The following is a 12,535-nucleotide window of genomic DNA, read 5'->3' as shown; positions in this document are numbered from 1 at the left end:
CTCAGTAGCCGCGAGCGAAGTCCACCTCGCCGCGCATGGCGGTACCCGCCCAGAAGCGCGCGAGGTTGTCGCGGAACAGTTCGACCATCGCCCCCGGCAGGGTCGGCGCGGCGGTGTGCCCGGTCAGCAAGAGGCGCGGGGTATGCCAGAACAGGTGGTTGGCCGGCAGCGGCTCTTCGCGGCAGACGTCGATCACCGCGCCGGCCAGTTGGTTGTTCTCCAGTGCCGCCACCAGGTCGGCGTCCACCACCGCGACACCACGCCCGGCATTGATAAACAGCGCCGTGGGCTTGAGCCGGGCGAACAGCGCACGGTCGTAGATGTCGTGGGTATCGGGGGTGTCGGGCAGCAGGTTGATCAGGTAGTCGGCCGTCTCCACCAGGCGACCGAGGTCGTCGAGCGACCCCATGCGGTTGAACGGCACCAGCGAACGCGGATTCTTCGCCACCCCGGTCAGGTCCATGCCGAAGCCGGACAGGGTATGCGCCACCGCCTGGCCGATCTCCCCGGTGCCCACGATAACCACCTGCCGGCCACGCAACCCGCCAGGCGTGCGGCTATCCCATTGCGAACCGACCTGGCTGGCCAGGCGACCGAGGAACTGGCGCTCGTGGGCGAGCATGTAGGTCAGCAGGTATTCGCTCATCACCTGGCCGAAGATGCCTACCGCGCGTGTCAGGCTGTAGTCCTTCGGCAGGTCGGCGGCCAGCAGCGGCGTGATGCCCGCCCAGGTCGACTGCACCCAGACCGGATGCACGCCCTGGCGCAGCATCTGCGCCACCAGGTCGGGCTGGCCGAGCCAGATCGAGCACTCGCTGGCGGCGTCGATGAGCTGCAGGGGATCGTCCCCCGCCACCACCTTCAGGCTGGGGTCGGCCGCCATCAGCAGCGCGGCATAGAGAGCGTGGTCACGTTCGAGAATCAGCAAGCGCATGGGTCACACTGCCAAGCCGGACAAGGGCTGGCGATCAGGCCGGAGAATATTGTTCTTTCATGCATCACGGCTCCTGGAGGGAAGCCCTCGAGAGCAGCAGGTTTGGCGCTGGTAGACCACGGTCGCTGCCAGGGGTTCCGCTATCGTGCGACATCTTGCGGACATCATGCACCGAAGGCGCAGCCTTGCACAGAGCGGGTTTCACGTCGTGAAAGTGGCGCCGGGAAGCCGGCGCCAGCGGGGTACGGCTCGCGTCAGAGCGGGTCGTTCATGCGCAGCAACTCTTCCGGGAGATGCTCGATGTACTCTTCTTCGCCCGGCGGCATCTGCAAGTGGAAGCCCTGCTTCTCGATGTTCTCCAGGACCTTGGCGACATCCTCGCGGGCCAGTTGGCGCTCGGGGGTGAGCAGCAGGTCGAAGACATGTTGCGGCGCGCCGAACGGCACCAGCAGGGCCTCGGGTACGCGGCTCAACGCCTCGCGCTTGTCGACGTAGAGGTACATCTCGTTCTTGCGCGGGCTCTTGTAGACGGAACAGATTCGTTTCATGCGCTCTCCAGGGCGTCCAGCAGGGCCTGGCCCATGCGTTCGCGGCGCCAGCCGCGGAGGGAATCGGGCAGTTCGTAGGGACCGTCGGGATAGCCGCTCTTGAGCAGTGCCTCGAGGATCTTCTTGCGCAGCATCAGCTCAGGCGCCATGCCCAGGGTCTCCGCTTCGCGCTGGCCGATGGCGCGCAGGCTCTTGAGCAGCGGGGTGACCTCCGGCGGCAGCGGCTCGGGCAGCGCCTCGGGCCATTCGCTCTGCGGCAGGCGCGAAGCCTGGGCGATCAGTTCGATGAGGAAGTCGCCGTCCTGGCGCACGGTGCGCGGATGCATGTCTTCGATCGCCGCCAGGTCGGTCTTGTTCTTCGGCAGCAGGCGCGCCAGCGGCCACAGGGTACGTTCGCGCAGCACGTGGTTGCGCGGCCGGTTGCGCAGGCGTGCCTGCTCCTCGCGCCAGGCGCAGAGTTCGCGGAGCACCGCCAGTTGCTGCGGACGCAGCCGCCAACCCAGCTTGACCTCGCGGTAGGCCTCGCGCGGATCACTCTCGCGGCAGAGGTTGGCGACCAGTTCGGCGCCGTCCTCCAGCAGCCAGGCGCGTTTCTCCTCGCTCAGCCGCGCATCCAGGGCCAGGTAGACCTGGGCGAGGTGCTGGACGTCGTCGGCGGCGTAGCGCATCTGCATCTCGGTGAGCGGCCGTTGCAACCAGTCGGAACGGGTCTCGTCCTTGGGCAGGTCGATGTCCAGCACCTCCTTCACCAGCTTCGAGTAGCCCATCGAATGGGCCATGCCGAGATAGGCGGCGGCCAACTGCGTATCGAACAGCGGCACCGGCAGGCTGCCGGTGAGGCGCAGGAACACCTCGAGGTCTTCGCTGCAGGCATGCAGCACCTTCACCACCCGCTCGTCTTCGAGCAGCTCGGCGAAGGGGCTCCAGTCCTGGATCAGCAGCGGATCGATCAGCCACTCCTGCCGGCCATCGCCCACCTGCACCAGACCGGCCGCGGGATAGAAGGTATCGACGCGCATGAACTCGGTATCGAGCGCGAGGTACGGCTGTGTGCGCCATTCCCGGCATTGCTGCGCCAGGCTGGCATCATCGCGGATCCACTGGATTTCGGGCGCGGTCACGAACATCTCCTTGGTCAAGTGCGGCGCATTATATAGAGCCTGGCGCCATGCGAGCATTCCGCTCGGCACCGCGCTTGCCGATGAGCGTAGCGAATGTCCATACTCCGCCCTTTGTCCGACAATCCGAACAAGGGAACTGCATGAAGAAGCTCAGCGGAATAATCGTCCTCCTGCTGGCTGGCGCGGCTCTTTACCTGGCCCTGAAGACCAGCCCGATCGACCCGCTCGCCTGGGATGCTCCGGCCGCTCCGCAGATGACCGGGGTCCTCGAACCCAACGACACCCTGATGAAGGCCGAGCTGCTTGGCCAGGGCCAGTTGCACGGCCCCGAAGACACCGCCGTGGACAGCCAGGGCCGCGTCTATGCCGGTCTCGCCGACGGCCGCGTGGTACGCCTGGACGCCAGCGGCAAGGTCGAGACCTTCGTCGACACCGGCGGCCGCCCGCTGGGCATGGACTTCGATGCCGCCGGCAACCTGATCCTCGCCGACGCCTGGAAAGGCCTGCTGCGCATCGATCCGCAGGGCAAGGTGGAAACCCTCGCCACCGAGGCCGACGGTGTCCCCTTCGCCTTCACCGACGACCTCGACATCGCCAGCGACGGCCGCATCTACTTCAGCGACGCTTCCAGCAAGTTCCACCAGCCCGACTACATCCTCGACCTGCTCGAGGCCCGACCGCACGGCCGCCTGCTGCGCTACGACCCGTCCACCGGCAAGACCGAGGTGCTGCTCAAGGACCTGTACTTCGCCAATGGCGTGGCACTCTCGGCAAACGAGGACTTCGTACTGGTCAACGAGACCTACCGCTATCGCATCACCCGCTACTGGCTGAAAGGCGAGAAGGCTGGCCAGCACGAGGTGTTCATCGACAACCTGCCGGGCTTGCCGGACAACCTCCAGGGCGACCGCAAGGGTACCTTCTGGGTGGCCCTGCCGACCCCGCGCAAGGCCGACGCCGACTTCCTCCACCGGCATCCCTGGCTGAAGGCGCAGCTGGCCAAGCTGCCGCGCATGTTCCTGCCCAAGCCGACCGCCTACGGGCTGGTCATCGCCATCGACGAACAGGGCAGGATCGTCCGCAGCCTGCACGACACCAGCGGCCACCACCTGCGCATGATCACCTCGGCGAAGCCGGTGGGCGACCAGCTCTACTTCGGCAGCCTGGAAAACGACCGGATCGGCCGCCTGGCGATCCCCTGAAAAGCCGAGCGTCTAGTCCTGAAGTAGGTTTACACCTTGCTCCATCTAGTTCTCCGGAAAATCGGCATGGGAGGTGTAAACCTTATTCAGGACGGGACAGCGGAAACGAAAAAGCCCCGCATCGCGGGGCTTTTCAATGCTTCGGATCAGGCCGCCGAATCGCTGTCGGCCTTGGCCCGGCGTGGCTTCTTCTTGCCGCCGAGGAGGTGCGAGAACACCGCGTGCAAGTCGCCGGAAGCGTTGTCGCTCTCCAGGTTGAGCTTGCTGTCGATGTGCTCCATGTGGTGCATCATCAGGGTCACCGCGCGCTCCTTGTCGCCCTTCTCGATGGCGTCGAGGATCTCGTTGTGCTCGTCGAACGAGCAGTGCGAGCGACCGCCGCTTTCGTACTGGGCGATGATCAGCGAGGTCTGCGACACCAGGCTGCGCTGGAAACTCACCAGAGGAGCGTTGCGCGCCATCTCGGCAAGCTTCAGGTGGAACTCGCCGGACAGGCGGATGCCGGCGCCCCGGTCGCCACGGGCGAAGCTGGATTGTTCCTGCACCACCATCTCGCGCAACTCGGCCAGACGCTCGGCGGTGGCGTTGTCGGTGGCCAGTTCGGTGATGGCGCGCTCGACTGTGCGGCGGGCGAATAGGATCTGCCGGGCCTCGTCGATGCTCGGGCTGGCGACCACCGCGCCGCGGTTCGGCCGTAACAGCACCACCTGCTCGTGGGCCAGGCGCGAGAGGGCGCGGCGAATGATGGTGCGGCTGACACCGAATATCTCGCCGAGCGCCTCCTCGCTCAGCTTGGTGCCGGGGGCCAGGCGTTGTTCGAGGATGGCGTCGAAGATGTGGGCGTAGACGATCTCGTCCTGGGTACCGCTGCGGGCAGCCTTGCCGGTGCGCGGCGGCTTCCTGATGTGTTGCAACTGATCGGTCATCGGTCTCGAACCTTGTGCGTCCGGCTTGTGGCCTGGGCTGATCCTCGCTCACGGGCGTGGGTGAGGCACGCCGGCGGCTGATAGCGAAATAGTGTACACAAGCAGCGGCATCCGACGCACCACCCCTTTCCGCCCCTCGTTCCGAGCGCGCGGCACCGCCCGGAAGGGGGCGTGACGGAAAGCTGATAAAAATGTGGCGAAACACCCTCAAACATTCTTTGACCTTTTTGTATACAAAGGCATAATCGCTCGCACGAGTTCTTGACCCAGAGGTCAGAAAATCGTGCCCTCACATCACCTTCGAGCCGCGTCAGGGACCTGGTAACCAACCGGCCCGCAGGACCTAACAACAAGAGCGATGAGGAGTACCTGCTGTGGAAAGCACCAAACAAGAAGAACAAGGGATCTACGCTGCGACACCGCCCGCCACCGGCCTGCTCGAACGCCTGTTCAAGCTCCGCCAGCATGGTACGACGGTCAGGACCGAGCTGGCGGCCGGGCTGACCACCTTCATCACCATGGCCTACATCATCTTCGTCAATCCCAACATCATGGCCGACGCCGGCATCGACCACGGCGCGGCGTTCGTCGCCACGTGCCTGGCAGCCGCCCTCGGCTGCTTCCTGATGGGCCTGTACGCCAACTGGCCGGTGGGCCTGGCGCCGGGAATGGGACTGAACGCCTTCTTCACCTACACCGTGGTCGGCACCATGGGCTACAGCTGGCAGATCGCCCTGGGCGCGGTGTTCATCTCCGGGGTGATGTTCATGCTGCTGACCTTCTCCCGGGTCCGCGAATGGCTGCTCAACAGCATCCCCCGCAGCCTCAGGTTCGCCATGGGTGCGGGAGTCGGCCTGTTCCTCGGCCTGATCGGCCTGAAGACCGCCAGCATCGTGGTGGCCAGCCCGGCGACCCTGATCAAGCTCGGCCACCTCACCTCGCCCGGCCCGCTGCTGGCGGCACTGTGCTTCCTGATGATCGCCGTGCTCGAGTACCGCCGGGTGTTCGGCGGCATCCTCATCAGCATCCTCAGCGTCACCCTGGTCGGCTGGGCCCTCGGCCTGGTGCAGTACGGCGGGGTATTCTCGGCGCCGCCGAGCCTGGCGCCGACCTTCCTGGCGATGGACATCGCCGGCGCGTTCAACGTCACCATGATCAGCGTGATCCTGGCCTTCCTCTTCGTGCACATGTTCGATACCGCCGGCACTCTCATGGGCGTCGCCCAGCGCGCGCACCTGGTGAAGGAGGACGGGCGCATCGAGAACCTGTCGAAAGCGATGAAGGCCGACAGCGCCTCCAGCGTGTTCGGCGGCATGCTCGGTGTCCCGCCGGTGACCAGTTACGTGGAGAGCGCCGCGGGCGTGGCCGCCGGCGGACGTACCGGGCTCACCGCGGTGGTGGTCGGCGTGCTGTTCGTCGCCGCGATGTTCTTCGCCCCGCTGGCCGGGATGATCCCCGCCTTCGCCACCGCCGGCGCGCTGATCTACGTGGCCATGCTGATGATGGGCGGAATGGCGCACATCGACTGGGACGAGCACACCGAGACCATCCCGGCGATCGTCACGGTGATCATGATGCCGCTGACCTTCTCGGTGGCCGACGGTATCGCCCTGGGCTTCATCACCTACGTCGCGATGAAGGTCCTCACCGGCAAGCACCGCGAAGTCTCGGCCAGCCTCTATGCCTTGTTCGTGATATTCGTCGCCAAGTTCATCTTCCTCTGACCCGCCCGGATGGCGGATGGCCGCACGCGGCTATCCGCCTCGAACCTGTCGTTGCCCCGCAGGGCTCGCGACGCGCAGCTTCATCCCCCGCCCATTCGTACCCTGCGCCGCATTTCCCTTCCTGCCCACGAGTGGCGGATAACCGGCAACCCTCGGCGCACTCCCCGCGAACGAAAAAAAGCCCGCTCGATGGCGGGCCAGGGAAAAGGACTCGGAGAGTCAGTGTTTCGTGGCACGCACCTAGCTGCCGCGATAGGTCGAATAGCTGTAGGGCGAGATCAGCAGCGGCACGTGGTAGTGATCGTCGGCGGAGGCGATGCCGAAACGCAGCACCACCTGGTCGAGGAAGGCCGGCTCCGGCAATTGCACGCCGCGGGCGCGATAGTAGTCGCCGGCATTGAACACCAGTTGATAGACCCCGGGACGGAAGTCCTCGCCTTGCAGCACCGGCTGGTCGCAGCGGCCGTCGTGGTTGGTCAGGGTGGTGGCGATCAGTTCCAGTTGCTGGCCTTCTACCCGGTACAGCTCGATCTTGATGCCATGGCCGGGGCAGCCGTGTGCGGAATCCAGTACATGCGTGGTCAAACGTCCCATGGGTTGCGGGCGCCCGCTGGCGGACACCACTCCTCCTCTTGCCTTCGTTCGATGGGGATCGCTCCGGGACCTGCCCGGCGCCGCTCGCTTGCAGCCCGCCAGGGAGCCGCTTGCGAAGCAATATAAGTTATCCTTCGATGAATTGTATACAAAAAACACCGCCACAACCGAAAATGCGGCAGCCGCCCCGAAATCGGGCATTCCTTCCACAAGCCCCACCCCGCAGGGCCTCATTCTTCGATAACTGACCAGTCGGGCAGGTTTTTTGCTGGATGAATGGCAGGGATCGGCAAGCAGGATTGTATTTACAGACCGCAGGCAAACTTGTATACAATAAATCCATCACGGCATCCCCGGCCCGTCCGGCCCGCCGCCCCATCCACAATAAGGAACACTGCTGTGAGCGCTGACTACCCACGCGACCTGATCGGATACGGCAACAACCCTCCCCACCCTCACTGGCCCGGCGATGCCCGCATCGCCCTGTCCTTCGTGCTCAATTACGAAGAAGGTGGCGAGCGCTGCGTCCTGCATGGCGACAAGGAGTCCGAGGCGTTCCTTTCCGAGATGGTGGCTGCCCAGCCCTTGCAGGGCGTGCGCCACATGAGCATGGAATCGCTCTACGAATACGGCAGCCGCGCCGGGGTCTGGCGCCTGCTCAAGCTGTTCAAGCGACGCAACGTGCCGCTCACCGTGTTCGCCGTGGCCATGGCGGCGCAGCGCAACCCTGAGGTGATCAGGGCGATGGTCGCCGACGGCCACGAAATCTGCAGCCACGGCTACCGCTGGATCGACTACCAGTACATGGACGAGGCCCAGGAGCGCGAGCACATGCTCGAAGCCATCCGCATCCTCACCGAACTCACCGGCCAGCGCCCGGTGGGCTGGTACACCGGACGCACCGGCCCGAACACCCGGCGCCTGGTGATGGAGGAAGGCGGCTTCCTCTATGACTCCGACACCTACGACGACGACCTGCCCTACTGGGACCCGGCCAGCACCGCGGAGAAACCGCACCTGGTGATTCCCTATACCCTGGACACCAACGACATGCGCTTCACCCAGGTGCAGGGCTTCAACAATGGCGAGCAGTTCTTCCAGTACCTGAAGGACGCCTTCGACGTGCTCTACGAAGAAGGCGCGACGGCGCCGAAGATGCTCTCCATCGGCCTGCATTGCCGGTTGATCGGTCGCCCGGCGCGGATGGCCGCTTTGGAGCGCTTCATCCAGTACGCGCAGAGCCACGACAAGGTCTGGTTCGCCCGCCGCGAAGACATCGCCCGCCATTGGCACCGTGAGCATCCTTTCCAGGAGACCGAGGCATGAGCCGTTTCCAGACCCTGACCCCCGCCTCGCTGTCCCGCGAGGCCTTCGTCGAAGCCTTCGCCGACATCTACGAACACTCCCCCTGGGTCGCCGAGAAGGCCTATGACCTGGGTATCGACGACAGCCTCAACGATATCGAGGGCCTGCACCAGCGCATGGCCGACATTCTCCTGTCGGCAAGCCGCGAGGCCCAGCTGGCGCTGATCAACGCCCACCCGGACCTCGCCGGCAAGGCGGCGATCCGTGGCGAACTGACCGCCTCCAGCACCTCCGAGCAGGCCGGCGCCGGGATTCACGAATGCAGCGCCGAGGAGTTCGCCCGCTTCACCGAACTCAACGACGCCTACAAGGCCAGGTTCGGCTTCCCCTTCATCAAGGCGGTGAAGGGCAGCAACCGCCATCAGATCCTGGCGGCCTTCGAGGAACGCATCCAGCACTCCGCCGACGAGGAGTTCGCTACCGCGCTGGCCGAGATCAACAAGATCGCCCTGTTCCGCCTGCAGCAGCTCTGAGGCCTGCGGAGACGAGCATGAACGCCGAACACTCGCCCTTCCGCCACTACCTCGACCTCGCCGACGCGCGCCTGGGCAGCCAGGTGGTCGCCGTCAGCGACGAATGGTTCGCCCCGGCCAGCCGCATGCTGCAGGCCGGCGAACCGGTGTGGAAGGAAGGCGTATTCGACGACAGCGGCAAGTGGATGGACGGCTGGGAAACCCGCCGCAAGCGCTTCGAGGGCCATGACCAGGCGGTGATCCGCCTGGGTGTGCCGGGCGTGCTGAAGGGCGTCGACATCGACACCCGCTTCTTCACCGGCAACCATCCGCCGGCGGCTTCCCTGGATGGCTGCTTCTGCGCCGAAGGCGACCCGGACGACAGCACGTCCTGGAGCGAAGTGCTGGCGGCGGTGGGGCTGCAGGGCGATAGCCATCACTACCACCCGATAGACGACGAACGTCCCTGGACCCACCTGCGCCTGAACATCTACCCGGACGGCGGTATCGCCCGCCTGCGCCTCTATGGCGTGCCCTACCGCGACTGGAGCAACCAGCCGCCGGGAACGGCGCTCGACCTGGCCGCAGCGGTCAACGGCGGCCGGGCGCTGGCCTGCTCCGACCAGCATTTCGGACGCATGGGCAACCTGCTCAACCCCGGACGTGCCATCAACATGGGCGACGGCTGGGAAACCGGCCGCCGCCGCACGCCGGGCCACGACTGGGTGATCGTCGCCCTCGGCCATCCCGGCAGCATCGAGGCGGCGGTCGTCGATACCTTGCACTTCAAGGGCAACTATCCGGAAAGCTGCAGCATCCAGGCCGCCTTCGTGGAAGGCGGAAACGAGGCCCGGATCGAGGCGCAGAGCCTCTTCTGGCGCGAGCTGCTGCCAGCGCAGAAGCTGGAAATGCACCAGGAACACCGGTTCGAGCGGCACCTCAACGCCCTCGGCCCGATCACCCATGTACGCCTGAACATCTTTCCCGACGGCGGCGTCAGCCGCCTGCGCCTGTTCGGCAGGCCACAATTACCGTGAGACCCGGGCCCCGCGTGCGTCCGGAATACAACAAACAGAATCGACAGGATCAGTATGCGCACTCTCAAGATCGAGCCGTTGACCAAGGAAGCCTTCGCCCCGTTCGGTGACGTGATCGAAACCGCCGGCAGCGACTATTTCATGATCAACAACGGCTCCACCCGCCGTTATCACAAGCTGGCCACGGTCGAGACCGCGCAGCCGGAAGATAACGCGATCATCAGCATCTTCAGCGCCGAGAAGCTGGAAATGCCGTTGCGCATCCGCATGCTGGAACGCCATCCGCTGGGCAGCCAGGCCTTCATCCCGCTGCTCGGCAACCCCTTTCTGGTCGTGGTCGCGCCACTTGGCGATGTACCTGTACCGGGCCTCGTCCGCGCCTTCCTGACCAACGGAAGGCAGGGCGTCAATTACCACCGCGGCGTCTGGCACCATCCGGTGCTGACGATCGAAAAGCGGGATGACTTCCTGGTGGTCGATCGCAGCGGTTCCGGGAACAACTGCGACGAGCATTTCTTCACCGAGGACGAACAGCTCCTCCTCGACCCCCAATCAAACCAATAAGAGAGGTCCTGCCGCCGGTCCGCCGGCCAGGGCAAGAGGTACAAGACTGTGGAAGCACATCTCATCGAATGGCTGAACCTGCTGGTGCGCTGGATTCACATGATCGTCGGGATCGCGTGGATCGGCGCTTCGTTCTATTTCGTCTGGCTGGAGAACAACCTCAACCGCAGCAACCCGCGTGAAGGCCTGTCCGGAGACCTCTGGGCAATCCACGGTGGCGGCATCTACCACCTGGAGAAGTACAAGCTGGCTCCGCCGAAAATGCCGGAGAACCTGCACTGGTTCAAATGGGAGGCCTACTCCACCTGGATGTCCGGGGTGGTGTTGCTGACCATCGTGTTCTACCTGAACCCGACCCTCTACCTGATCGCCCCCGGCAGCGACCTGGCGCCGGCAGCGGCCATCGCCATCGGCATCGGTTCGCTGGTCTGCGGCTGGTTCGTCTACACCGTCCTCTGCGATTCGGCACTGGGCAAGACCCCTGCCCTGCTCGGCCTGGTCCTGTTCGTCCTGCTGGTCGCCGCCGCCTACGGCCTGACCCAGGTGTTCAGCGGCCGCGGCGCCTACCTGCACGTCGGCGCGATCATCGGCACCATCATGGTCGGCAACGTGTTCAGGGTGATCATGCCGGCCCAGCGCGCGCTGGTGAAAGCCATCGAAGAAAACCGCGAGCCCGATCCGGTGCTGCCGGCCAAGGGCCTGCTGCGCTCCCGGCACAACAACTACTTCACCCTGCCGGTGCTGTTCATCATGATCAGCAACCACTTCCCGAGCACCTACGGCAGCCAGTACAACTGGCTGATCCTGGCCGCCATCGCGGTGCTCGCGGTACTGGTACGCCACTACTTCAACACCCGCCACGAAAGCAACCGCTTCGCCTGGGCACTGCCCGCCGGCGCGCTGGGCATGATCGCCCTGGCCTTCGTCACCACGCCGAACTACCAGCAGGCTTCCGCACCGCTGGCCAGCACCCCGGCGGCGGCACCGGCACAACCGGCGACCGGCGGCGACGCACCAGCCGCGCCCGCCGCGACCCAGGCCTCCAATGCCGGGGCCGCGAGCGGAGCCGACTTCGACAAGGTCCATCACGTGATTCAGGAGCGCTGCACCGTCTGCCACTCGGCGAAACCGACCAGCCAGCTGTTCAGCACCGCGCCAGGCGGGATCATGCTCGACACCCCGCAGCAGATCCAGCAACTGGCACCGAAGATCCAGGCCCAGGCCGTGGCCTCGCAGATCATGCCGCTGGGCAACATCACGCAGATGACCCAGGAAGAACGCAACCTGATCGGCAGCTGGATCGCCAAGGGCGCACAGATCAACTGAGCCTTGGCCGAAAGGCTAAGAACCGCACCTCCGGTTCCCCGCAGCAGAACAACCCTGCTGGCCCTACCCCAAAAGCCCTCTCCATAGAGGGCTTTTGGCCATAACTGGCCATATCTTTCAGCCCCCAACCTCTCCGATAACTCACTTTCCTTCACCCTGGGCCGATGGAACGAAACCGTGCGGCGCTCCACCATTGAAAGCGACCAACCAACCATCGCTATCCGCAGGTACGTGTCGTCTCGTATTTGCCCAGCAAACTTCGCTCGGGTGATCTGTGTGGCCGGGGGACCTGTGCTGCGTCGTGTGATAGTGCGCGCCCCATCTTCGGCTGCCTTGCCAATGAAGAACTGTGCAACTTTTTGGTTGATAACGTTGTGGATAGAACGCTAGGGAACAAATACCCAAAGGGCTCCGAGAGAGTGCGCAACTTTTTGCAAGCGGTGCGCAAAAAGTTGCGCAATTTTCAGTGTTCTTCCCATGAGAATCGCCAGCGAATTTTTGGCTTCCCCCAATAACGCCTTGATGGAAAAGAGTTTCAAGACTAGTGGCACGGTTCTTGTCTAGCTCCGATGCCCCCGGCATATCGCCTGGGCACTTTCAACGACAAGGAACGTATCCATGGCAACCCCCGCCTACATGTCCATCATCGGCACCAAGCAGGGCCTGATCACCGCCGGCGCCTTCACCGAGGATTCGGTCGGCAACACCTACCAGGAAGGCCACGAGGACCAGGTGATGGTCC

12 protein-coding genes and 1 pseudogene are annotated in these 12,535 nt (G+C 64.7%); 8 read left to right on the top strand and 5 right to left on the bottom strand.

Going from position 1 to position 12,535, the window contains the following annotated elements; genetic code table 11:
* Position 1: 1 nt before the first annotated feature.
* The 3 genes from FHW81_RS21330 to rnd all read right to left on the bottom strand — a co-directional run bounded on the left by FHW81_RS21330 (position 2) and on the right by rnd (position 2,603).
* Positions 2 to 934 (bottom strand): D-2-hydroxyacid dehydrogenase, encoded by a 933-nt coding sequence (locus FHW81_RS21330; RefSeq protein ID WP_003082652.1) that lies wholly within the window; start codon positions 932 to 934, stop codon positions 2 to 4.
* Between the two features lie 254 nt (positions 935 to 1,188).
* Positions 1,189 to 1,482 (bottom strand): YcgL domain-containing protein, encoded by a 294-nt coding sequence (locus tag FHW81_RS21325; RefSeq protein ID WP_003082651.1) that lies wholly within the window; start codon positions 1,480 to 1,482, stop codon positions 1,189 to 1,191.
* Positions 1,479 to 2,603, bottom strand: coding sequence for a ribonuclease D (gene rnd, locus FHW81_RS21320; RefSeq protein ID WP_003145300.1), 1,125 nt, complete (start codon positions 2,601 to 2,603; stop codon positions 1,479 to 1,481). Before rnd ends, FHW81_RS21325 begins: the two co-directional genes overlap by 4 nt.
* A 140-nt stretch (positions 2,604 to 2,743) precedes the next feature.
* Here rnd and FHW81_RS21315 point away from each other — a divergent pair, with 140 nt between their 5' ends.
* The gene (locus FHW81_RS21315; protein ID WP_003082649.1) at positions 2,744 to 3,805 is read left to right on the top strand and encodes an SMP-30/gluconolactonase/LRE family protein; all 1,062 of its coding nucleotides are present in this window, start codon (positions 2,744 to 2,746) and stop codon (positions 3,803 to 3,805) included.
* A 146-nt stretch (positions 3,806 to 3,951) separates the two neighbouring features.
* On the opposite strand, the gene FHW81_RS21310 is transcribed toward FHW81_RS21315, so the two are convergent.
* The gene (locus tag FHW81_RS21310) at positions 3,952 to 4,731 is read right to left on the bottom strand and encodes a GntR family transcriptional regulator (RefSeq protein ID WP_003083340.1); all 780 of its coding nucleotides are present in this window, start codon (positions 4,729 to 4,731) and stop codon (positions 3,952 to 3,954) included.
* 374 nt (positions 4,732 to 5,105) lie between these two features.
* On the opposite strand from FHW81_RS21310, the gene FHW81_RS21305 reads away from it, so the two are divergent.
* Positions 5,106 to 6,455, top strand: coding sequence for an NCS2 family permease (locus tag FHW81_RS21305; protein ID WP_023090688.1), 1,350 nt, complete (start codon positions 5,106 to 5,108; stop codon positions 6,453 to 6,455).
* A 240-nt stretch (positions 6,456 to 6,695) separates the two neighbouring features.
* Here FHW81_RS21305 and uraH read toward each other — a convergent pair whose 3' ends face one another.
* The gene (uraH, locus tag FHW81_RS21300) at positions 6,696 to 7,076 is read right to left on the bottom strand and encodes a hydroxyisourate hydrolase (protein ID WP_003087207.1); all 381 of its coding nucleotides are present in this window, start codon (positions 7,074 to 7,076) and stop codon (positions 6,696 to 6,698) included.
* A 372-nt stretch (positions 7,077 to 7,448) separates the two neighbouring features.
* Here uraH and puuE point away from each other — a divergent pair, with 372 nt between their 5' ends.
* The 6 genes and pseudogenes from puuE to FHW81_RS21270 all read left to right on the top strand — a co-directional run.
* The gene (gene puuE, locus FHW81_RS21295; RefSeq protein WP_003083336.1) at positions 7,449 to 8,375 is read left to right on the top strand and encodes an allantoinase PuuE; all 927 of its coding nucleotides are present in this window, start codon (positions 7,449 to 7,451) and stop codon (positions 8,373 to 8,375) included.
* Positions 8,372 to 8,887 (top strand): 2-oxo-4-hydroxy-4-carboxy-5-ureidoimidazoline decarboxylase, encoded by a 516-nt coding sequence (uraD, locus tag FHW81_RS21290; RefSeq protein ID WP_003087205.1) that lies wholly within the window; start codon positions 8,372 to 8,374, stop codon positions 8,885 to 8,887. Before puuE ends, uraD begins: the two co-directional genes overlap by 4 nt.
* Positions 8,888 to 8,904: 17 nt before the next feature.
* On the top strand, positions 8,905 to 9,903 hold the full coding sequence (gene alc, locus FHW81_RS21285; RefSeq protein ID WP_003114681.1) for an allantoicase: 999 nt from the start codon (positions 8,905 to 8,907) through the stop codon (positions 9,901 to 9,903).
* A 54-nt stretch (positions 9,904 to 9,957) separates the two neighbouring features.
* Positions 9,958 to 10,467, top strand: coding sequence for an ureidoglycolate lyase (locus FHW81_RS21280; protein ID WP_003083329.1), 510 nt, complete (start codon positions 9,958 to 9,960; stop codon positions 10,465 to 10,467).
* A gap of 48 nt (positions 10,468 to 10,515) precedes the next feature.
* The gene (locus tag FHW81_RS21275) at positions 10,516 to 11,793 is read left to right on the top strand and encodes a urate hydroxylase PuuD (protein ID WP_003122923.1); all 1,278 of its coding nucleotides are present in this window, start codon (positions 10,516 to 10,518) and stop codon (positions 11,791 to 11,793) included.
* Positions 11,794 to 12,411: 618 nt separating this feature from the next.
* Positions 12,412 to 12,535: pseudogene (locus FHW81_RS21270) on the top strand (Hcp family type VI secretion system effector); the annotation flags it as partial.

The sequence above is a fragment of the Pseudomonas sp. RC10-4-2 genome (assembly GCF_050433085.1).
GTDB classification, from domain to species: domain Bacteria; phylum Pseudomonadota; class Gammaproteobacteria; order Pseudomonadales; family Pseudomonadaceae; genus Pseudomonas; species Pseudomonas aeruginosa.
The sequence above is the reverse complement of the archived record's forward strand: the minus strand, read 5'-3'. Positions and strand labels throughout refer to the sequence as shown.

Bases quoted from the DNA above. Each gene is read 5' to 3' on its own strand.
- FHW81_RS21330 (WP_003082652.1), bottom strand. From the start codon at position 934: ATGCGCTTGCTGATTCTCGAACGTGACCACGCTCTCTATGCCGCGCTG.
- FHW81_RS21325 (WP_003082651.1), bottom strand. From the start codon at position 1,482: ATGAAACGAATCTGTTCCGTCTACAAGAGCCCGCGCAAGAACGAGATG.
- FHW81_RS21315 (WP_003082649.1), top strand. From the start codon at position 2,744: ATGAAGAAGCTCAGCGGAATAATCGTCCTCCTGCTGGCTGGCGCGGCT.
- FHW81_RS21310 (WP_003083340.1), bottom strand. From the start codon at position 4,731: ATGACCGATCAGTTGCAACACATCAGGAAGCCGCCGCGCACCGGCAAG.
- uraD (WP_003087205.1), top strand. From the start codon at position 8,372: ATGAGCCGTTTCCAGACCCTGACCCCCGCCTCGCTGTCCCGCGAGGCC.
- alc (WP_003114681.1), top strand. From the start codon at position 8,905: ATGAACGCCGAACACTCGCCCTTCCGCCACTACCTCGACCTCGCCGAC.
- FHW81_RS21280 (WP_003083329.1), top strand. From the start codon at position 9,958: ATGCGCACTCTCAAGATCGAGCCGTTGACCAAGGAAGCCTTCGCCCCG.